A 19,716-nucleotide genomic window follows, 5' to 3' on the forward strand; every position below is an offset into this window, starting at 1 on the left:
CTGCGAGAACGGCGCAGCGGGGGCCCGCGCGTCAGCGGTGGCGGGAGGGCGTGGGGCTCAAGTGGCGCTGGACGTCAGCTCGCCGGACAGATGGCGCTGGACATGCGGCCGAGGTCGACGTGCAGTCGACCTACCAAGGCGATTCCAGCGCGAGACATGACGGAAGCGTGGCACGGCGGTCTCCGGGCAGTCCACCGGTATCCATATGCTGGACTTCTATAGCTCAATGGTTGAGACGAGTGTGTCGCCGGTCACGATGGCGCCGCGGCTGTTGACGTGGGGGCCGGGTCCGTCGCGGGGGCCGGGGCCACCTCGGTCGCGAAGAGGCGGAAGCCGCGCCGCTCGTAGTTGGCCCGCGCGTACGGCCCGTCCAGGCTGCACGTGTGCAGCCACACCCGCTCGGTCCGCGCCCGCCCCGGCCACCGTTCGGCCAGGTCCCAGGCCCGGGCGGTGCCGCAGGACAGCAGGTGTCCGCCGATGCCCCGCCCCCGGGACGCGGGCAGCAGGCCGAAGTAGACGATCTCGACCTGCCCGCCGTCCCCCGCCGCCAGTTCGACGTACCCGGCCGGGGTGCCGTGCCGGTAGGCGACCCAGGTCTCCACACCCGGCTGTTCCAGGTGGCGCTGCCACCGCTCGGGCGGCCAGGGCAGGCGGTCCACCCAGGAGACGTCCGCGCCGACCGCGGTGTAGAGGAACCGGCTGAACGCCGCGCACGGCACCCGCGCCCGCATGATCCGTACGCCCGCGTCGGCTCCCGGGACCGCGGCGGGTACGAGGTCGTCGGGGGAGGTCTGTTCGAGCGACCAGGTGGTCACGGCGGCGGCGCGGCTGTCCATGCGGGACACCCAACCACGCGGCGGCTCGGGCTGTCGCTACCGGACCGGGACGATCCGGCTCAGCACCGCCGCGGACGGCGGCCCGAGACGGCCCTGGGCGTCGTCTCCCGTCACCCCGGTGGCTGCTTCCGCGTCGCCGGCGCGCACCGACGTCAGGCGGGCGAACACGACGACGTCGCTGTCGTAGCCGCGCTCCTTGGTGAAGTCGCCCCCGCAGGTGATCAGCCGCAGCTCCGGCTGCCCGGTGTCCCCGTAGACGCGTCGCGCGGGGAAGCCCGCCTTGGGGTAGAGCGCGACCCCGTAGACCGTGAAGACGGCCGTGCGCCCGTCCGCGCGGGAGACCTCGACGCGGTTGCCCCGGTGCAGCGCGCCCAGGCCGTAGAAGACCGCGGGGCCCGCCATCGTGTCGACGTGGCCGTCGATGACGGCGGTGCCGCGTTCGCCGGGGGCGGGGCCCTGGGTGTACCAGCCGGTGAGGTTGCGGTCGGTCGGCGACGGCGCCCCGACCCAGCCGCCCGCCTCGAGCCCCACGCGGGTCACTGGGGCGTCGACACCGATCGACGGGATCCGCACCCGGCCGGGCGCCGAGAACGGCAACGGGGCGTGAACGGGCGGGAGTTGGGCCGCGTCCGCCGGTCCGGAGCCGCCGCCGTCGCCACCGGTGCCGCTCGTGGACGCCCTCGGCCGCGTCCGCGCCCCCGGCCCCGTCCCGGTCCCCTTCCCCGGCGACGCGGCGGGCGACGGCCGGGTCGGCGCGTCGACGGCGGCGGGCCGGGGCGGAGCCGACTCCCGCAGGCCGTTGCGGACCATGGTCACCCCCAGCACCGCCGACAGCGCGATGGCCAGCGGCAGGGTCCAGCGCCCGCGCGCCGCGGCGGTCCCGCCGCCCTCCCCGCTCATGGGCCACCACCTTCCGTATCGCCCGGGGCATCGAGGCCGCGCCCGAGGCACCGGGGCCACCACTGCCTGACGCCGTGAACGCTAGCCACGCCCCCTTCGCCCGGCCACGCGTACCGGGCGAACGGGTGGCGCGGCACCGCCCCGTCCGCCGCCGTCCGAGTGATCGTCGTACGAGGCCCCGCCCGCGCGCACAGGACTCGCGGGACCCGCCCTGACCAGCACCTCAACCGCCGCCACCGGCACGCCGGATGGCGCGGGGACGGTGGCACCGCGGATGCGGTGCGCACCGGGGCGGGTGAGTGTCGAGAAGGACGCGCCCCTGCCGACTTCCGGGGCGCCGCGCCCCGGGCGTGTCCATGGAAGGAACATCGATGTCCGTCTCTCGTGCTCTCGCCGCCACCGTCATAGCCGGCGCCTCCGTCGCGCTGGCCGCCCCCCTCGCCGTGGCGAACGACAGCAGTCCGCTCCCGCTCAGCAGCCCCTCGTCCAGCGCGATGCCGCTGCACAGCCCCAGCTCGCAGCCGCTGCCGCTGCACAGCCCGAGTTCCAGCGCGGCGCCGTCCGGCCCGAGCAACATCCTCGTCTTCCCGACCTCGGTGAAGCCCGGTGGCAAGCTGACCGTGACCGTGGACGGCTCGTCCTGCCGCACCGGCGGCATCGTCGAGTCCAACGCGTTCCCGCGCACCCCGCTCAAGGGCATCCCGAACCAGGGCTCCTCGGTCGCCATGCCGATGATCTTCTCCGCCGCGCGCCCCGGCACCTACAGCGTGACCGCCACCTGCGGCGGCCGGACCGTCACCGGTGGGCGCTTCACCGTCACCGGCGGCAAGGCGGTCGTCGTCCCGTCGAAGGGCGCCAGGACCGGCCTCGGCGGCAGCGTCACCGGCATGAACTCCACCGAGACCGCGCTCGGCGGCGCGCTGCTGGCGCTCGCCGCGGCCGGCGGCGCCGCGTTCCTCGCCCGCCGCCGCTCGGGCTCGAAGGCCTGACGCCGCGCCACGTCCCGCCCCGGACGCCCCCGCCCCCGATCACGGCGCGGGGGCGTTCGCGCGGCGTGGATCCGGGACGGGCGCGGCGTGGACGCCGTTACGCGGCGCCCGCACGCATCGTGCCCGAACCCTTGACGCCTCCGTTGGTCTAGTCCAACTTGAGGGGTGCGCTGCCCCGCTCACCCCCACCCCTCAGGAGGCGCATCGCCATGCCCAGGGAACGCCGACCGCAGCACCGCAGACGGGCGTTGACCGCCGCCACCGCCGTCGCCGCGTTAGGTCTCGCCGGAGCGCTGACCGCCGCGCTGCCGGGCCACGCCCACGCCGACGGCACCGGCATCCAGAACGCGGGCTTCGAGTCCGGCGGCCTGTCGCCATGGTCGTGCGACGGCTCCACCGGCGCCGTCGGCCCGGGCGCCCACACCGGCTCGTACGCGCTGCACGCCACGCCCACCGCGAGCGACACCGCCCAGTGCGAGCAGAACGTCGCCGTCCAGCCCAGGACCACCTACACGCTGTCCGCCTGGGTGCAGGGCTCCTACGTCTACCTCGGCGCGAGCGGCACCGGCGGCACCGATCCCAGCACCTGGACCTCCGGCAGCGGTACCGGCTGGCAGCAGTTGAGCACCACGTTCACCACGGGCGCCTCCACCTCCAGCGTCACCGTCTACGTGCACGGCTGGTACGGCCAAGGCGCCTACGCCGCCGACGACTTCACGCTCGCGACCGGCTCCGGCGGCACCCCCACCCCGACGCCGACACCCACTCCGACGCCCACCCCGACCCCCGTGCCGCCCTCGGTGCCCGTCCACGTCGCCCCGTACGTCGACATGGGCGCCTGGCCCACCCCCACCCTCAGCGACCTGTCCTCCGGCGGCGGCCTGAAGGACTTCACCCTCGCCTTCGTCACCTCCGTGGGCTGCAAGGCGTCCTGGTTCAACGCCTACGACCCGCGCACCGCGTGGGCGAAGGACCAGATCGACGCCATCCGCGCGGCGGGCGGCGACGTGAAGATCTCCTTCGGCGGCGAGTCCGGCATCGAGCTGGCGCAGGCCTGCACCGACGCGACCTCGCTGTTCAACGAGTACAACGCGGTGGTCGACGCCTACGACCTCACGTACGTCGACTTCGACATCGAGGGCGCCGCCGTCGCCGACCAGGCGTCCGTCGACCGCCGTTCGCAGGCCATCGCGATGCTCCAGAAGGCGCACCCGGGGCTGAGAGTGTCGCTGACGCTGCCGGTGCTGCCGGAGGGCCTGACCTCCGACGGGATCAACGTGGTCAAGTCGGCGATCAACGCGGGCGTCAACATCGATCTGGTCAACGTGATGGCCATGGACTACTACCGCAGCGGCGTCGACTACGGCACCGCCGCCACCCAGGCCGCCCAGGCCACCCACGACCAACTCGCCGCCCTGTACCCGGACAGGACCGACGCGCAGCTGTGGTCGATGGTCGGCGTCACCCCGATGATCGGCCAGAACGACGACGGCAACGTCTTCTCGCTCGACGACGCCCGCCGGCTGGTGGCCTTCGCGCAGAGCAAGCACCTGGGCATGCTGGCCTTCTGGGAGGAGACCCGGGACGCCAACGCCTGCACCGGCGCCCTCTACAAGTGCACCGACGTCACCCAGAATCCGTACGACTTCTCGAAGATCTTCGCGCAGTACACCGGCTGACCCGGCCCCTCAGTCGCTCCGGGGCGGGCGAGCGCCGGGCCCGCCCGCCCCGGAGCCACCACCGTCCGCGTCCGCGCCGTGCCGCTCCCGCAGCACCACCGGCGCGGTCGAGAACGGCAACAGGTCCAACGGGTCGGCCGGGCGCCGCAGTTGGACCTCGGTCTCGTCGGCGAAGCGATACGGCCGGTGCGCCAGCACCCCCGCCAACGTCCGCCGCAGCCGGGAGAGTTCGGCCCGCACCGTCACCGTGCGCGAGGCGTCCCCGAACAGGTCGGCCGCCAGTTGCGCCGCGGTGCTCCCCTCCCGGCGCAGCGCCAGCGCCAGCAGCAGTTCGGCGTGGCGCGGGCTGAGGTTCTGCGACCACTGGCCGACCGCGCCGCAGACCGTCACCGACCACGACCTGGGGTGCGACAGGTCCACCACCACCCGCCCGGCCGCCACCGGCTCCCGCTCCCCGCCCGGGGCGACGCGCACCAGCCAGCCACCCGGCAACGGCTCCAGCGCGCAGCGGCCGAACGCGGGCAGCCACACCTCCCCGGCGGCCGGCCGCTCGGGCAGCGCGATCCGGTCCACCGGCGCCATCCCGGTGACCGCCGCCGTCCACCCGTCCCGGTCCACCGCGATCGCCCTGCCGCCCGTGCGGGCCAGCACCGGCGCCGCGACCGACCGCAGCCGCGCCACCGACTGCCAGTGGCGGGAGCGCAGTTCGCCCTCGGCGACCTTGGCGACCGCGGTCACCAGCGCGAACATCGCCGAGGGACGGCAGTCGGCGGGCGAGGTCACGTTCATCACGCCCAGCAGCCGCCCGTCGCACGGGTCGTACAACGGCGCCGCAGCACAGCTGAGCCCGTGGTAGGCCCGCACGAAGTGCTCGGAGGCGTGCACCAGGATCGGCTTGCGGGCCACCAGGGTGGTCCCGATGCCGTTGGTGCCGGCCACCTCCTCCAGCCAGCCGGTGCCCTCGACCAGTTCGAGACGGTCCGCGCTGCGCCGCATCGACCGGCTCCCGTCGCGCCACAGCACCCGGCCCTCGCTGTCGCAGACCAGCATCAGATGGCTGTCGGCGTCCGACAGCGCCGACAGCCCGTCGCGCAGCGTCGGCAGCATCTCCCGCAGCCGGGTGTTGCGGCGCAGGCCCTCCAGCTCGTCCAGCGGCAGATAGCTGGGCCGGTTGCGGCGGTCGGGATCGAGGCCGCTGCGCAGCGTGCGATGCCACGACTCGCCGATCAGCGGCCTGGGCGCGGCGCCGGGGCCCGGCAACGGCCCGCGCGCGCCGGTCGCCCCGGACACGGTCTGCCCCTCCACCGAAGCCACTGAGTCGCTCCCCCCATGTCGTTGCGCGGGGGCCGGACGCAGGTGGCTCGCGCCCGCGGCCCCCTCGGCGCGAGACGTGCAACGTACTGCAACTGTTGTGCGTCGCCTGTGCCCTGACGGAGAGTTGAGCGGGGTCACGTCAGCAGCCCAGGCCCCCTCCGGGCCGCTGACCGCGGACCGGGGGTGGTGCCGAGTCGGCGCGGCACCACCCGTATTCTTCTGCCTTCCACCGCGTCCGTGTCCCCCAATCACCCGAACAGGGGACACGGCAAGACGTTTGCGCGGACGGGCCCACGAAGAGCGGTCGGCGTACGAAGCAGGTGCCGGCGTACACGGAGCGGTTCCGGTCACGCCGTGACGGCGCTCACTCCACGGCCGGGCGGGCCCGGTCCACCACCGCCGCCAGGTCCAGCGTGTGCGCAAGCGTGCCGAAGGCCGTACCCCAGTCGCCGCCCAGCCGGGAGGCGCAGAATGCGTCGGAGACCGGCGCGGGCGCGTACCGCACCAGCAGCGAGCCCTGGAGCACCACCGCCATCCGCTCCACCACCCGCCGGGCCCGCGCCTCGATGCCCTCCAGGTCGCCCAGTTCCGTCAGCAGGTCCTTGACCGCCGCGTCCAGCCGGTGATCGGCGCCGCGCGCCTGCCCGATCTCCACCAGGAACGCGTTCAGCGCCTGCGGCTCCCGCTGCATCGCGCGCAGCACGTCGAGCGCCTGGACGTTGCCCGAACCCTCCCAGATCGAGTTCAGCGGCGACTCGCGGAACAGCCGCGGCATGCCCGACTCCTCCACGTAGCCGTTGCCGCCCAGGCACTCCAGCGCCTCCCCGGCGACCGCCGGACACCGCTTCGTCACCCAGTACTTGGCGACCGGTACCGCGATCCGCCGCAGATGCCGCTCGTGCTCGCCGTCCGCGTCGTATGCCGCCGCCAGCCGCAGCGCCAGCGTGGTCGCCGCCTCCGACTCCAGCGCCAGGTCGGCCAGCACGTTGCGCATCAGCGGCTTGTCGATCAGCGGACCGCCGAACGCCTCCCGGTACGCCGCGTGGTGCGTCGCCTGCGCGACCGCCTGCCGCATCAGCGCCGCCGAACCCGACACGCAGTCCAGCCGGGTCGCGGCCACCATCTCGATGATGGTGGCGACCCCGCGCCCCTCCTCGCCGACCCGGCGTGCCCAGGTGCCGGAGAACTCCACCTCGGACGAAGCGTTGGAGCGGTTGCCGAGCTTGTCCTTCAGCCGCTGGATGGCGAACGGGTTGCGGGTGCCGTCCGGCAGCACCCTCGGCAGCAGGAAGCAGGTCAGCCCGCCCGGCGCCTGCGCCAGCACCAGGAAGCCGTCCGACATCGGCGCGGAGCAGAACCACTTGTGGCCGGTCAGGACGTAACAGCCCTCCTCCGCCAGCGGTTCGGCCCGCGTGGTGTTGGCCCGCACGTCCGAGCCGCCCTGCTTCTCCGTCATCCCCATGCCGAACAGCGCGCCCGGCTTGGCACCCGGCGCCATCAGCTCCGGATCGTAGACCCGCGAGGTCAGCCGCGGCTCCCACTCGGCGGCCAGCGACGGCTCCGCGCGCAGCGCCGGCACCGCGGCGTGCGTCATCGACAGCGGGCAGCCGTGGCCGGCCTCGACCTGGGTCCAGGCGATGAAGCCCGCGGTGCGCCGCAGGTGGCCGTCGGGACGGGACCAGGCGGCGGTGAGCCCGGCCGACACCGCGTGCCCCAGCAGCCGGTGCCAGCTGGGGTGGAAGTCGACCTCGTCGATCCGGTGGCCGTAGCGGTCGTGGGTGCGCAGCACGGGCGAGCAGGCGTTCGCCTCCTCGCCCCAGCGCTGCGCCTGCGCCGAGCCCGCGGAGCGGCCCAGTTCGCTCAGCTCGGAGGTGATCTCGTCCAGCCGTTCGGGCGCGGCGTGCCGTGCCACGCCCTCCGTCAGGGCCGGATCGGACGCGTAGACGTCGTATGCGACCAGGGGCGGAACCTGGTTCGTCACCGTGTGTGTAGGGACTGCCATGACAGCTACGGTATGCAGGTGCACGCAGCAGAGGGAACACCGCCGAGGAGACCGGGAAGGTGGCACCGGGCCCGCGCCCTGTACGCGGAGGTCTCCAAGCGCAGAGTGCTCTGGCTGCTGGTGAAGGACACCTTCGACGCGTGCATGGAGTACCGGGTCACCGGCCTCGCCGCCGAAGCCGCCTTCTTCGTGCTGATGTCGCTGCCGCCGCTGCTGCTCGGCCTGGTCGGCGCGCTGGGCTACCTCGACACCGCGCTCGGCGGCCACACCATCGACCACATCAGGCAGAACATCCTGACCGCCTCCGGCACCGTGCTGTCGGACAAGGGCGTCAACCAGCTGGTGCGCCCGCTGGTCGACACCGTCTTCCGCCGCGGGCGGCCCGACATCATCTCGGTCGGCTTCGTCATCGCCCTGTGGTCCGGTTCCCGCGCGGTCAACGTCTTCGTCGACACCATCACCATCATGTACGGGCTGGAGGGCCGCCGCGGCATCATCCGCACCCGGCTGCTGTCCTTCGGCCTGTACGTGGTCGCGCTGGTGGTCGGCGCGGTCGTGCTGCCGCTCCTGGTGGCCGGCCCGGACGCGGTCGTGGGCTGGATCCCGCACAGCGCCGGGGCGGTCCGCGTGCTGTACTGGCCGGTCGTCCTGGTGTTGTCCATCGCGTTCCTGACGACGCTTTACCACGTCTCCGTGCCGGTCCGCTCGCCCTGGCTGGAGGACGTGCCGGGGGCACTGGTGGCGCTGCTGATGTGGGTGCTGGGCAGCTTCCTGCTGCGCATCTACCTCACCCACACCGTCGAGGGGCCCACCATCTACGGCTCGCTGGCGGCGCCGGTCGCGGTGCTGCTGTGGATCGGCGTGTCCGCGTTCGCCGTGCTGGTCGGCGCCGCGGTCAACGCCGCCATCGACCGCGTCTGGCCGTCGCTGGCCACCGCCACCGCGCGCGAGGAGCGGGCCAGGGCCAACGAGGCCGCCGCCGCGGAGGTCGTGGCGCGCGCCGCCGCCCGCCGCGCCGGGCGCCGTTACGGGGAGACGGCGGGGGAGAGCGCGCAGGAGGACGAGGACGACGAGGACGACGGGGAGGACGACGGCTCCGCGGACGAGGGCGAGCCGCCCTCCGAGTTCCCCGAACGCTGGGCCGGCTTCCTCCCGCCCGACGACGTGCGGTCCCGGCTGCGCAAGCACCACGAGCCCGGAGGCCGGGGGAAGCGGAAGCCGGAGCAGGAGGGGGGCACCGAGGACGGCACGCCGCCCGGCGGCAAATCGGTGGACGGCGACGAGGACGATCAGTAGCGTCGCCCGCGACATCGGAAAAGCAGGCCCTCAGCGGCACGCGTGAGCGAGGAGGTGGGACCCATGGCCGTCATCGCGCCGGGCACCGCCCGTACCCGTACGACCGTTCCTCACCGTTCGCTCACCTCGAAGGGCCTTCCCCTTGAACTCCACGCTCTCCGGCTACGGCTGGGACAGCACGCTCGACACTGACTTCGCGCCGCACGCCGCCCGGGGCCTGGTCCCCGCCCGCGTACTGCGCGTCCACGGCACGCTCTGCGACGCCATCACCGGCGAAGGGCCGGTGCGCGCCGACATCTCACCGGTGACCTCGCCCGACCCGACCCGCTGGGTCTGCACCGGCGACTGGGCCGCGCTGGACACGACCGGCGACCCGGTGCTCGTGCGGGCGCTGCTGCCGCGCCGCAGCGCCATCGTCCGCAACGGCTCCTCCAAGCGGTCGGACGGCCAGGTCCTCGCCGCCAACGTCGACCACGTGGTGGTCGCCGTCTCGCTCGCCACCGACCCCGACCTCGGCCGGGTCGAACGCTTCCTGGCCCTGGCCTGGGAGTCCGGGGCCCAGCCGCTGGTCGCGCTCACCAAGTCCGATCTGGTGCCCGAACCGCAGCTCGGGCACCTGGTCGCCGACACGCAGGACGCCGCCCCCGGCGTCCCGGTGTTCGCGGTCAGCGCGGCGACCGGTGCCGGACTCGGCGCGCTGACCGCCTGCCTCACCGGCGGCACGACGGTCCTGCTCGGGCAGTCCGGCACCGGCAAGTCCACCCTGGCCAACGTCCTGACCGGCCGCGACACCCAGCTCGTCCGGACGATCAGGGACGCCGACGGCAAGGGCCGGCACACCACGACCAGCCGCGACCTGCTCCCAGTCCCCGGCGGCGGCGTGGTCATCGACACGCCCGGACTGCGCGGCGTCGGCATGTACGACGCGGAGTCCGGGGTGGAGCGGGTCTTCACCGAGATCGAGGAACTGGCGCGCGAGTGCCGGTTCCACGACTGCGCGCACACCGCGGAGCCGGGCTGCGCGGTCCTCGGCGCGGTCGAGGACGGTGAGCTGGCACAGCGCAGGCTGGACAGCTACCGCAAACTGCTGCGCGAGAACGCCTGGATCGCCTCCCGCACCGACGCCCGGCTGCGCGCGGAACAGCGCCGCGAGTGGAAGCGCAGGGCGGCGGTCGGCCAGGCCCGGAGCGCGGCCAAACGCGGCGGGGCGTGAGGCGTCCCGTGCCCTGGAGGTGTTCAGGGCACGGGAGGTAGGTCCCGGGCCCCGTCCGTCAGCCGGCGCCGTTGTGGCGCCGGCGGCGGGCGGTGATGGGACTGCCCTCGTGCCAGAACGTGTAGAGCACGGTGCCTACGCCGAGCGCGACGATCACGACGCCCAGCACGATCGTGTAAAGCATGGGCTCCTCCAGGGAGTTGGCGCGGGCTTCACGCGGTCTTCACGGCTGCTCCGTGCCCGTGACATTCCCGTGGGGAGGGGCCCCCACACCATCACCTGTCCCTCGCACGGGAATTCGCCGCGAACGAACAGGCGTCCGCCTGACGGGTGCGCTGACGCACACCGCGTCAGGTTGCCGATCAGCGGCGGGACTTGGAGTTCACCGGGCCGGCCGCTCCCAACGCGTCGCCGCCGTCCGCGCCCCGAGCACCGTCGCCGCCGTCCGCGCCCCGAGCGCCGTCGCCCCCTTCCCGGGACTTGCTCGTCCTGCCGGTCCTGCTCGTCTTGCCTGTCTTGTCGTACGTGGTCGAGTTGACCCGGTCGGCGGCCCAACTCGCCCAGTGGTGAATGGTGTCGGTGACCCTTATCCCGTACTCCAGCGCCAGTCGGCCGTTGACCGCCAGCGGGTGGGTGTCGTCGGTCACCGGGCCGCGCAGCGAGAGCAGTTGGTCGTGGTACGCCGCGGCGGCCTCGGCCCGGCGCTCCAGGAAGGTGCGGGCCTTGTCGGGCTCGACCTGGTCGAGGAAGAAGACGCGCAGCAGCATCCCGTCGCGGCGCGGCCGTTCGGGCTCCACCTCGGTCAGCCAGTGGTGGAACTCCTCGCGTCCGGCGTCGGTGATGGCGTACTCCTTGCGCCCGCGCGGGCCCTCGGCCTGGACGGTGACGAGTCCGCCGTCGGTGAGGCGGCCCAGCTCCGTGTAGAGCTGGCTCTGCGTGGCGGGCCACACGTTCGCCAGCGACTGGTCGAATGTCTTGAGCAGGTCGTATCCGCTGGCCGGGCCGTAGGCCAGGAGTCCCAGTACCGCGTGTCGAAGGCTCATGGGGGAATCCTACCTTCCAGCGTTGACATGTCGAGCCGGAAGGCTCTACCTTCGACATGTCAGTAGTGGAACGTCGGCCCGGGGGGTACGGCGTCCGGCCTCGGGGAGTTCCCATGCTCGGCTTCATCCGTCCCTTCCTGCCCTGGATCGCGTACTCGGTGGTGGCCTCCGCGCTCGACTGGCGCTGGGGTGCGCTGGTCGGCCTGCTGTGGACCGCCGCGGAGTTGCTGAGCGCCCGCCGCTCCGGCCGCGGCTGGGACTCGCTGGTGATCGAGGCCTGCTCGTCGCTCTACTTCGTGATCGTGGTGGCGGTCGCCTTCGCGGAACCGCACTCGTCCGCCCGTCCCTACATCCAGGCCGCGTCCTCGCTGTGGCTGGCCCTGGCGGCATGGGGCTCCCTGGCGATACGCCGCCCCTTCACGCTCGGCATAGCCAAGCAGACGGTGCCGTCCGAGGTCTGGGACAGCCCGGTCTTCTACCGCGTCAACGCGGTCATCACCTCGGCCTGGGCCATCAGCTTCACCCTCAGCGGCGCCGCGATGGTCGCCCTGCGCGCCACCCACGGCTCCGGCTCCCTGGTCACGCTCGTCACCATCGCGGGCTTCGTGGTCCCGGCCGTCTTCACCGCCCGCTACTCCGCCGCCGCCCGGGCGCGGGCCGCCGCCGCGGCGCGGGCCTGACCAGCGCTCCGAGCGCCCGAATCCGTACCGCTCCCGCGCCGACCGCGACGCCTTCGCCGCCTCACCCAGGAGGAACCATGACCACCAGCCCGGCCGCTTCGACCAGCCCGGCCCCCTCGACCGTCTCGTCCGCCCCGCGTTACCTGACCGGCCACTTCGCCCCGGTGCCCGACGAGAGCGAGGGCTTCGGCCTGGAGGTCACCGGCACCCTGCCGCCCCGGCTCAACGGCCGTTACCTGCGCAACGGGCCCAACCCCCGCCCCGGTGAGGACCCCGGCCACTGGTTCGCCGGCGCCGGGATGCTGCACGGGGTGCGGCTGCGCGACGGCCGCGCCGAGTGGTACCGCAACCGCTGGGTGCGCACCCGCAAGCTGGAGGGCGCCTCGTTCTTCCGCCCCGACGGCACCCTGGACCGGGCCGCCGTGACCGCCAACACCCATGTCATAGCCCACGCCGACAAACTCCTCGCCCTGGTGGAGAACGGCTTCCCCTACGAGGTCACCCCCGAGCTGGACACCGTCGGGCCCTGCGACTTCGGCGGGCGGCTGACCACCGCGATGACCGCCCACCCCAAGGAGGACCCGGTCACCGGTGAGCTCCTCTTCTTCGGCTACGGCGCGGTCCCCCCGTACCTCACCTACCACCGGCTGTCGGCGGCGGGTGAGCTGGTGGAGAGCCGGGAGATCGCGGTCCCGGCGGGCACGATGATGCACGACTTCGCGATCACCGAGCACTACGTGGTCTGGCTGGACCTGCCGGTCGTCTTCGACCTCGCGCTGCTCGGCAGGGGCATGCCGACGCGCTGGGACGACGGGTACGGCGCGCGTCTCGGGCTGATGCGGCGGGACGGCGCGGGCGAGGTGCGCTGGTTCGACGTCGACCCCTGCTACGTCTTCCACGTGGGCAACGCGTACGAGGACGCGGCCGGGCGGGTCGTGCTGGACGCGGTGCGCTACTCCCCGGCGGGCTTCGCCGCGGTGTGGAAGCCGATCGGCGGCGAGGTCGACGACCCGTCGGTGACCGGGCGCCTGCCGGAGGCGGACCAGGCGGCCCGCCTGTACCGCTGGCGGCTCGACCCGGCCACCGGCACGGTGGGCGAACAGGCGCTGGACGACCGCGAGGTGGAGTTCCCCACCCTCAACGACACCCTCACCGGGCGGCCCAGCCGCTACCTCTACACCGCCGCCGAGCACGCGATCGTCAAGTACGACACCGTCGCCGGCACGTCGCACGCCTACGACACCGGCGCGGACACCGCTCCGGGCGAGGCGGTCTTCGTCGCGGAGGACGGCGCCGCGGACGAGGACGGTGGCTGGCTGCTGTCCATCGTCTCCGACCGCGCGGGCCACGGCTCGCAGCTGCTGGTCCTGGACGCCCGGGAGATGACCCGGGTGGCTGCCGTGACCCTGCCGCGCCGGGTACCGGCGGGCTTCCACGGCAGCTGGATACCGGACGCGCGGGCGTAGCCCGGCCGGGAGCCGGGGCGGGGGAGCGGGCCCGAGCGGAACCCCCGGCCTCCGCCGCCCGCCGGTTTCGCCGCCCGCCCGGCCTCCGTCCCGGCCGTCTCGGCAGGAGGAAACGTCGCGTCCGATTTCCGCCAGTCGCGCGGCCGGGGGATGACGGAGACTGGAAGACGTGATCGACGCGGAGACCGGATACCAGGCGGTGAGCAGCCGCGACGCGCGGTTCGACGGCGTGTTCTTCACGGCGGTGCGGACCACCGGCATCTACTGCCGTCCCAGCTGCCCCGCCGTCACCCCCAAGCGGCACAACGTGAGCTTCTATCCGACCGCCGCCGCGGCCCAGAGCGCCGGGTACCGGGCCTGCCGCCGCTGCCGTCCCGACGCGGTGCCCGGCTCACCGGAGTGGGACGTGCGCGCGGATCTGGTCGGCCGGGCGATGCGGCTGATCCGGGACGGCGTGGTGGACCGCGACGGGGTGGCGGGGCTGGCGGCGCGGCTGGGGTACAGCGAGCGGCAGGTGCACCGGCAGCTGACCGCCGAGGTCGGTGCCGGGCCGGTCGCGCTCGCCCGGGCGCAGCGCGCGCAGACGGCCAGGGTGCTGTTGCAGACCACGGCGCTGCCGATCACGCAGGTGGCGTTCGCGGCCGGGTTCGCCAGCGTGCGGCAGTTCAACGACTCGATCCGCGAGATCTACGACCGCACCCCCACCGAACTGCGCGCCGCGGCCCCCGCCCGGCGTCCCGGCCGCAGCCCCGCTACGGAAGGCCGCACCGTCCTGCCGCTGCGGCTGGCGCACCGCGGTCCGTACGACGCGGCCGCCGTCCTGGACCACTTGCGGCGGCACGCCGTCCCCGGGATCGAGGAGGTGGTCGGCGCGCCCGGTTCCCGACGCTACCGCCGCACCCTGCGCCTGCCGCACGGTGCGGCGGTCATCGAGGTCGCCGAGCCGGGCCGGGCGGCCCGCGAGGGGAACTGGCTGGAGTGCCGGTTGCGCCTGGCCGACCTGCGGGATCTGACGACGGCCGTGCAGCGGGTGCGCCGGCTGTTCGACCTGGACGCGGACCCCGGCGCGGTGACGGCGCGGCTGGGGGCGGACCCGCTGCTCGGGCCACTGGTCGCGGCGCGGCCCGGACTGCGCTCGCCGGGCTCGGCGGACCCGGCCGAGACGGCGCTCAGCGCGGTCGCGGGATCGCCGTCGGCGGCCGGGGACCTGGTGGCGGCCTACGGGGAGCCGCTGCCGGGCGGGGCGGACGGCGGGCTCACCCATCTGTTCCCGACCGCGGCCACGCTCGCCGACGCCTACCCGGCGCACTACGTGGACCCCGCGGTGCGCGCGGTGGCCGCCGCACTCGACGACGGCACGCTGCGACTGGACCCCGGCGCGGACCGCGAGCGGTCGGCCGCGGCGCTGCGGGCGCTGCCGGGGGTCGGGTTGTGGACGGCCGGGTACGTGCGGATGCGGGCGCTGGGCGACCCGGACGTCTTCCTGCCCACGGGGATCGTGGACGAGGGGACCGCCGAGCGCTGGCGGCCCTGGCGCAGTTACGCCCTGCACCACCTCTGGCAGGCCGAACGGGAACGCTCCGCCACGGCCGGGGCGGCCTGACTGCCGCGCACCGGGCCTGGTGTCAGCGCACCGGGAAGCTGAAGCCGTAGCCCTGCTGCCTGAGCCAGGGCAGGATCTCCTTGAGCGCCGCGACGGTCTGGCCGCGGTTGCCGCCGCCGTCGTGGAAGAGGATGGTCGGGCCGTTGGGCAGCTCGCTCTTGAGGGTGCTGACGATGGTGGGCACGCCGGGCCGGTCGAAGTCCTTGGTGTCGATGTTCCAGCCCAGCGGACGCATGCCCTGGGACGCGGCGATCTGACGGCTGTACGGCGTGAAGGCGCCGCCCGGGGCGCGGTAGTACATCGGCTTCACCCCGCCCGACGCCTTCTCGATCATCTGCTCGGCGTCCAGGATCTCCTTGGACTGGTAGGAGTCCGGCATGTGGTCCATGGACGTGTTGTGCGACACGGTGTGGTCGCACAGCCGGTTGCCGTCCGCCACGACCTGCCGGACGACCTCGGGGTGGGCGGCGGCCTGCGGGCCGATCATGCAGAACGTGGCCTTGACGCCGTTCTCCTTCAGCACCTGGAGCACCTTCGGTGTCCACACCGGGTCCGGCCCGTCGTCGATGGTGATGTTGACCGCCCTGCCTCCGGTGGCCGCCGCGTGGGCGATGTCCATGTTCACCACCGGCGCCGGGAGCTTCGGGTCCGGCACCGAGGTCTGCCCGGGGATCGGGGTGGGCGCGCCGTTCGACGCCCCCGCGGAGGTGGAGGCGGCGGGCGCCGCGACCGTGCGGTGCGAGGGCTCGCCCGCCTGGGCGGTCCACACCCCGGCCAGCACGCCCGCCGCCGCCAGCCCCGCCACCGAGGCCGCCGCGATCCTGGCCCGCCGACGCCGTCCGTGCCGCCCGGGCCCGCCACCGGGCAGCCCGCCGCCCGCGCCCGCGGCGCCGGGCCACTGATCCGCGCCACCGCTACCGTTCCCGTCGGCGCCCCCGCCGTTCCCGTACCAGCCCTCGCTGCCGCCGGGTGTCCGGTCCCCGCCGTTCCACCCGCCCCGCACCCGCGCCATGTCTAGGCCCTCCTGGTCCCGCTCGCCGGCGTCCCGTGTGCGGACGCCGTGTCTCCTGCCGTGGCGGTGCCCGCGGTCCTCGAAGGACGCGGGCACGGTCGGGGAGACGCCGGAAGCCTTGGCCTTGGATGCGCTTGTTGCTGTTTCCTCATATTCAGCCTCAATACTGGGCCGCATGTCGCGAGTGCTGCTGATCGAGGACGACCCCGCCGTACGCCACGGGGTGAGCCTCGCCCTGCGCAGGCGTGGTCACGAGGTGGAGGCGGTGGCGACCGGCGAGGACGGGCTGAAGGTGCTGGACGTCTTCCGGCCCGAACTGGTGCTGCTCGACCTGATGCTCCCCGGCGCCTCGGGCTTCGAGATATGCCGCCGCATCCGCGACACCCGCCAGCTGCCGATCATCATGCTCACCGCGCGCGGCGACGACATCGACATCGTGCTGGGCCTGGAGGCCGGTGCCGACGACTACATCGTCAAGCCCGCGCGCGGCGAGGTGCTGGAGGCCCGCATCCGCGCCGTGCTGCGCCGCACCGCGCCCGCGGAGGCCGGGGATTCGGCCGGGGTGCTCACCCCGAACACCGTGGAGACCTACGGCGAGCTGGCCATCGACCGCGCCGGGCTCATCGTCACCAAGAACGGGCAGGACCTCGCGCTTCCGCCGTCCGAGATGAAACTGCTGCTGTACCTGTCCGCCTCGCCCGGCCAGGTCTTCAGCCGCCAGCAGCTGCTGGAGCGCGTCTGGGAGCACAGCTACCACGGTGACTCCCGGCTGGTGGACGCCTGCGTGATGCGGTTGCGGGCCAAGGTCGAGGACAACCCGCGCGCCCCGAAGTACGTCCAGACGCTGCGGGGCTTCGGCTACCGCTTCGGCCCGCTGTGACCAGCTCCACCCCGGTCGCCGCCGCTCCGCCCGCCGTTGCCCCGGCCCCCGTCGCCCGGGCCGCCGCCCCCTCCCGCCCCAGCCGTGGCCGCCGCGCGTGGCGGGCGCTGCGCGGCAGCCTGCGCGGGCTGCGCGCCCGGCTGGTCGTCGCCTTCCTGCTGGTCGCCGCGGTCAGCTCGCTCACCACCGCCGCGCTCACCTTCCGCGAGGCGAGACGCGCGATCCTCCAGCGCAGCCAGGACACCGCCGTCAACGCGCTGCGCGCCCAGGTCGACTCACTCGCCCCCGATCTGACCTTCCCGCCCAGCCAGGCGGCGCTGGAGAACTTCGTCCACCAGATCAACGGCGGCGGACAGGCCCAGGGCTGGACCGCGTACGCCACCTACGGCGACGAGACCACCGCCCCGGACGTGGCGGACACCGCGCCCGACGCCATCACCTCCGGCCTGCGCGACGCGGTGCGCGAACGCGGCGTGCCGGTCTTCCAGCGCGTCGACGTCGCGGGCCGCCCGTGGCTGGCGATCGGCATGCCGGTCACCTACGCGGGCGGCGGGCGCGAGCAGTCGGGCCTCGCGGTCTACGCCGAGCTGCCGCTGACCGCGGAGAAGACCAACATCGACGCACTGGTCCAGGCCGCGGAACGCGGCGCGCTGCCCGCCCTCGCGCTGTCCCTGGTGCCCGCGCTGCTGGCCGCGCAGGGCGTGCTGCGCCCGGTGCGCAAGCTGCGCAAGGCCGCGGGCGACCTGGCGGCGGGACGGCTCGACACCCGGCTCGGCGTGCGCGGCGGCGACGAACTCGCCGAGCTGTCGCGCTCGTTCAACCACATGGCCGCCACCCTGGAGGAGAACGTCATCGAGCTGCGCCGTCTGGAGGCCACCGCCCGGCGCTTCGCCTCCGACGTCTCGCACGAACTGCGTACGCCGCTGGCCGCGATGACCGCCGTCACCGACGTGCTCGACGAGGACGCCGACACCCTCGACCCGGACACCGCCGCCGCCGTGCGGCTGGTCAGCGAGGAGACCGGCAAGCTGGTGCGGATGGTGGAGGACCTGATGGAGGTCTCCCGGTTCGACGCCGGGGCCGCCGCGCTGCACCTGGACGAGGTCGACGCGGCGGAGACCGTGCGCAAGTCCCTCCAGGCGCGCGGCTGGCTGGAGCAGGTCGAGACCGAACTGCCCGAGGACACACGGGTGTCGCTCGACCCGCGCAGGATCGACGTGGTCGTCGCCAACCTGGTCGGCAACGCGCTGCGGCACGGCGGCGCGCCGGTGCGCGTCACCCTGCGCACCACGCCCCGCGACGAGGACGGCACCGGCCGCCTGGTCATCGAGGTCGCCGACCGCGGCCCTGGGATCGCCCCCGAGGTGCTGCCGCACATCTTCGAGCGTTTCTACAAGGCCGACGCGGCCCGCGCCCGCTCCGAGGGCAGCGGCCTCGGCCTCGCCATCGCCGCCGAGAACGTCCGGCTGCACGGCGGCGAACTGCGGGCCGCCAACGCGCCCGGCGGCGGCGCCGTCTTCACGGCCGACATGCCGTTGCGACCCCTGGAGCAGTCATGAACCCGGCGAAGCGGCCGACCGCCGCGTTCCCCCGGCCGACGTCGAAGCGGCCGACCGAGAGGCGGCCGACGGCGAAGCGGCCGACCGCGAGGCGGCTGACCGCCGTCCTCCTCGGGCCGGTCGCCCTCCTCGGCGCGCTCACCGGCTGCGGCATCGCGCCGACGGGCGTCATCGAGGCGGGCGAGCCCGCCGGCGGGATCCAGCCGCCGGGCAAGCCGAAGGAGGCCGTGGTCAGGCTGTTCTTCCTCTCCGCGGTCGGGTTGCGTCCCGCCTCGCGCCCCGCCGCCGGGGTCGTCGACCCGCAGCAGGCGATCGACCTGCTGCTCGCCGGGCCCAACGGCGCCGAGGTGGCCCGCGGCCTGACCACCGAGATCGGTCCCTCGGCCGGCGGCGCCAAGGTGGTCTTCGCACCCGGCTGGGTCCGCGTCGAGCTGGCCTCCAACGCCAAGCTGCTCACCTCCGGGGCGGTCAGCCAGCTGGTCTGCACGGCCGCCGGCGCGGCCGAGGCGGTCGGCGACGGCCCGTCGGCGAAGGTGGACGTGACCGTGGCCGGCGGGGGCGCGACGCTCAACCCGGTCCGCTGCACCACCCCGGCCACCACCGCCCCGCAGCCGCCCGCCCCCACCGAGGCTGCGCCCACGGCCCCGTCACCCAGCGCCTCGGCCGAGCGCGCTCGGTGACCGCCCGCCCGGTACGTCCTCAGGTCGCCAGGACCGCGCCCAGCCAGGCGCCCGCGACCAGCAGGCAGCTGAACAGCTCGGCCAGCACGGACAGACCCACCGCGCGCATCGCCCGCCGCGTCGAGACCCGCGCGGCGCCGTGGCTGCCGAGCCGCACGCGTTCCTGCGCGTAGATCGCGCCGACGAACGCGGGGACCGCGCCGAGGACAGGGACGGCGAAGAACGCGGCGATCGCGCACACCCCGGCCAGCGCCAGGGTCTGCCGGGTGATGCCGGCCTCCCTGGCGCGCCGCCCCGGCGCCAGCCACTTCCCCGCCTGCCCGGCCGCCAGCACGACGCCGGAGCCGAACAGCACGTACCAGGCGAGCGCGGTGTGCACGGCCCCGGCCCACCACAGCGTCGCCGCCCAGCACACCAGCGGGCCCGGCAGCCCCGGTGCCAGGACCGCGAGCAGCCCGGCGAGCATCGCCAACCCGACAAGGCACAGCTGTGCGGTCCCCATGCGCACAGCCTGCACCAAGGGGTGGGCGAATCGCGGTGATCCCGCGCGGGATCCGTCAACTA

Annotated in this window: 19 protein-coding genes; 10 read left to right on the top strand and 9 right to left on the bottom strand. The window is 74.3% G+C overall.

Annotated elements, in window-relative coordinates:
- Positions 1-74 precede the first annotated feature (74 nt).
- From CK485_RS30185 to CK485_RS21185, 3 genes are all read right to left on the bottom strand, one after another.
- Positions 75-158 carry a putative leader peptide gene (locus tag CK485_RS30185; protein WP_342673503.1) on the bottom strand — a complete coding sequence of 28 codons (84 nt, stop codon included), beginning with the start codon at positions 156-158 and terminating at the stop codon, positions 75-77.
- A 93-nt stretch (positions 159-251) separates the two neighbouring features.
- Positions 252-836 (bottom strand): GNAT family N-acetyltransferase, encoded by a 585-nt coding sequence (locus CK485_RS21180; RefSeq protein WP_109453460.1) that lies wholly within the window; start codon positions 834-836, stop codon positions 252-254.
- Positions 837-872: 36 nt separating this feature from the next.
- Entirely contained in the window at positions 873-1,736 is an 864-nt protein-coding gene (locus CK485_RS21185; protein ID WP_241968511.1) for a class F sortase, read from the bottom strand.
- A gap of 371 nt (positions 1,737-2,107) precedes the next feature.
- On the opposite strand from CK485_RS21185, the gene CK485_RS21190 reads away from it, so the two are divergent.
- Both CK485_RS21190 and CK485_RS21195 read left to right on the top strand, forming a co-directional pair.
- Positions 2,108-2,725, top strand: a complete 618-nt coding sequence (locus tag CK485_RS21190) for a hypothetical protein (RefSeq protein ID WP_199239463.1) — start codon at positions 2,108-2,110, stop codon at positions 2,723-2,725.
- 209 nt (positions 2,726-2,934) lie between these two features.
- A complete protein-coding gene (locus CK485_RS21195; protein WP_109453461.1) occupies positions 2,935-4,404 on the top strand; it encodes a carbohydrate binding domain-containing protein in 1,470 nt (489 codons plus the stop codon).
- A 9-nt stretch (positions 4,405-4,413) separates the two neighbouring features.
- Here the strand turns inward: CK485_RS21195 and CK485_RS21200 are convergent, their stop codons facing one another.
- Positions 4,414-5,694, bottom strand: coding sequence for a GAF domain-containing protein (locus CK485_RS21200; protein ID WP_241968512.1), 1,281 nt, complete (start codon positions 5,692-5,694; stop codon positions 4,414-4,416).
- Positions 5,695-6,082: 388 nt separating this feature from the next.
- On the bottom strand, positions 6,083-7,720 hold the full coding sequence (locus CK485_RS21205; protein ID WP_109453463.1) for an acyl-CoA dehydrogenase family protein: 1,638 nt from the start codon (positions 7,718-7,720) through the stop codon (positions 6,083-6,085).
- Positions 7,721-7,738: 18 nt separating this feature from the next.
- Here CK485_RS21205 and CK485_RS21210 point away from each other — a divergent pair, with 18 nt between their 5' ends.
- The gene (locus tag CK485_RS21210) at positions 7,739-9,016 is read left to right on the top strand and encodes a YihY/virulence factor BrkB family protein (protein WP_241968513.1); all 1,278 of its coding nucleotides are present in this window, start codon (positions 7,739-7,741) and stop codon (positions 9,014-9,016) included.
- Between the two features lie 142 nt (positions 9,017-9,158).
- Positions 9,159-10,229, top strand: coding sequence for a ribosome small subunit-dependent GTPase A (rsgA, locus tag CK485_RS21215; RefSeq protein ID WP_109453465.1), 1,071 nt, complete (start codon positions 9,159-9,161; stop codon positions 10,227-10,229).
- A gap of 58 nt (positions 10,230-10,287) precedes the next feature.
- Here rsgA and CK485_RS30105 read toward each other — a convergent pair whose 3' ends face one another.
- Entirely contained in the window at positions 10,288-10,413 is a 126-nt protein-coding gene (locus CK485_RS30105; RefSeq protein ID WP_275124648.1) for a hypothetical protein, read from the bottom strand.
- 178 nt (positions 10,414-10,591) lie between these two features.
- Positions 10,592-11,272 (bottom strand): PadR family transcriptional regulator, encoded by a 681-nt coding sequence (locus tag CK485_RS21220; protein WP_109453466.1) that lies wholly within the window; start codon positions 11,270-11,272, stop codon positions 10,592-10,594.
- Positions 11,273-11,385: 113 nt separating this feature from the next.
- Here CK485_RS21220 and CK485_RS21225 point away from each other — a divergent pair, with 113 nt between their 5' ends.
- The 3 genes from CK485_RS21225 to CK485_RS21235 all read left to right on the top strand — a co-directional run bounded on the left by CK485_RS21225 (position 11,386) and on the right by CK485_RS21235 (position 15,021).
- On the top strand, positions 11,386-11,952 hold the full coding sequence (locus CK485_RS21225; RefSeq protein ID WP_109453467.1) for a hypothetical protein: 567 nt from the start codon (positions 11,386-11,388) through the stop codon (positions 11,950-11,952).
- A 77-nt stretch (positions 11,953-12,029) separates the two neighbouring features.
- Entirely contained in the window at positions 12,030-13,418 is a 1,389-nt protein-coding gene (locus tag CK485_RS21230; RefSeq protein WP_109453468.1) for a carotenoid oxygenase family protein, read from the top strand.
- Positions 13,419-13,587: 169 nt separating this feature from the next.
- Positions 13,588-15,021 carry a DNA-3-methyladenine glycosylase 2 family protein gene (locus CK485_RS21235; RefSeq protein WP_109453469.1) on the top strand — a complete coding sequence of 478 codons (1,434 nt, stop codon included), beginning with the start codon at positions 13,588-13,590 and terminating at the stop codon, positions 15,019-15,021.
- A gap of 22 nt (positions 15,022-15,043) precedes the next feature.
- Here CK485_RS21235 and CK485_RS21240 read toward each other — a convergent pair whose 3' ends face one another.
- Positions 15,044-15,826: a polysaccharide deacetylase family protein gene (locus CK485_RS21240; protein ID WP_241968589.1), complete on the bottom strand. Its 783-nt coding sequence runs from the start codon at positions 15,824-15,826 to the stop codon at positions 15,044-15,046.
- 382 nt (positions 15,827-16,208) lie between these two features.
- Here CK485_RS21240 and CK485_RS21245 point away from each other — a divergent pair, with 382 nt between their 5' ends.
- From CK485_RS21245 to CK485_RS21255, 3 genes are all read left to right on the top strand, one after another.
- On the top strand, positions 16,209-16,913 hold the full coding sequence (locus CK485_RS21245; protein ID WP_109453471.1) for a response regulator transcription factor: 705 nt from the start codon (positions 16,209-16,211) through the stop codon (positions 16,911-16,913).
- Between the two features lie 107 nt (positions 16,914-17,020).
- A complete protein-coding gene (locus CK485_RS21250) occupies positions 17,021-18,472 on the top strand; it encodes an ATP-binding protein (protein ID WP_109454306.1) in 1,452 nt (483 codons plus the stop codon).
- The gene (locus CK485_RS21255) at positions 18,469-19,152 is read left to right on the top strand and encodes a hypothetical protein (RefSeq protein WP_241968514.1); all 684 of its coding nucleotides are present in this window, start codon (positions 18,469-18,471) and stop codon (positions 19,150-19,152) included. The genes CK485_RS21250 and CK485_RS21255 overlap by 4 nt, the downstream gene beginning before the upstream one ends.
- 19 nt (positions 19,153-19,171) lie before the next feature.
- Here CK485_RS21255 and CK485_RS21260 read toward each other — a convergent pair whose 3' ends face one another.
- Complete coding sequence (locus tag CK485_RS21260; RefSeq protein ID WP_109453472.1) at positions 19,172-19,654, bottom strand: DUF456 domain-containing protein; 483 nt, start codon at positions 19,652-19,654, stop codon at positions 19,172-19,174.
- Positions 19,655-19,716 lie beyond the last annotated feature (62 nt).

The sequence above is a fragment of the Streptomyces sp. ICBB 8177 genome, assembly GCF_003144095.1.
In the GTDB taxonomy this organism is placed as follows: Bacteria; Actinomycetota; Actinomycetes; order Streptomycetales; family Streptomycetaceae; genus Streptantibioticus_D.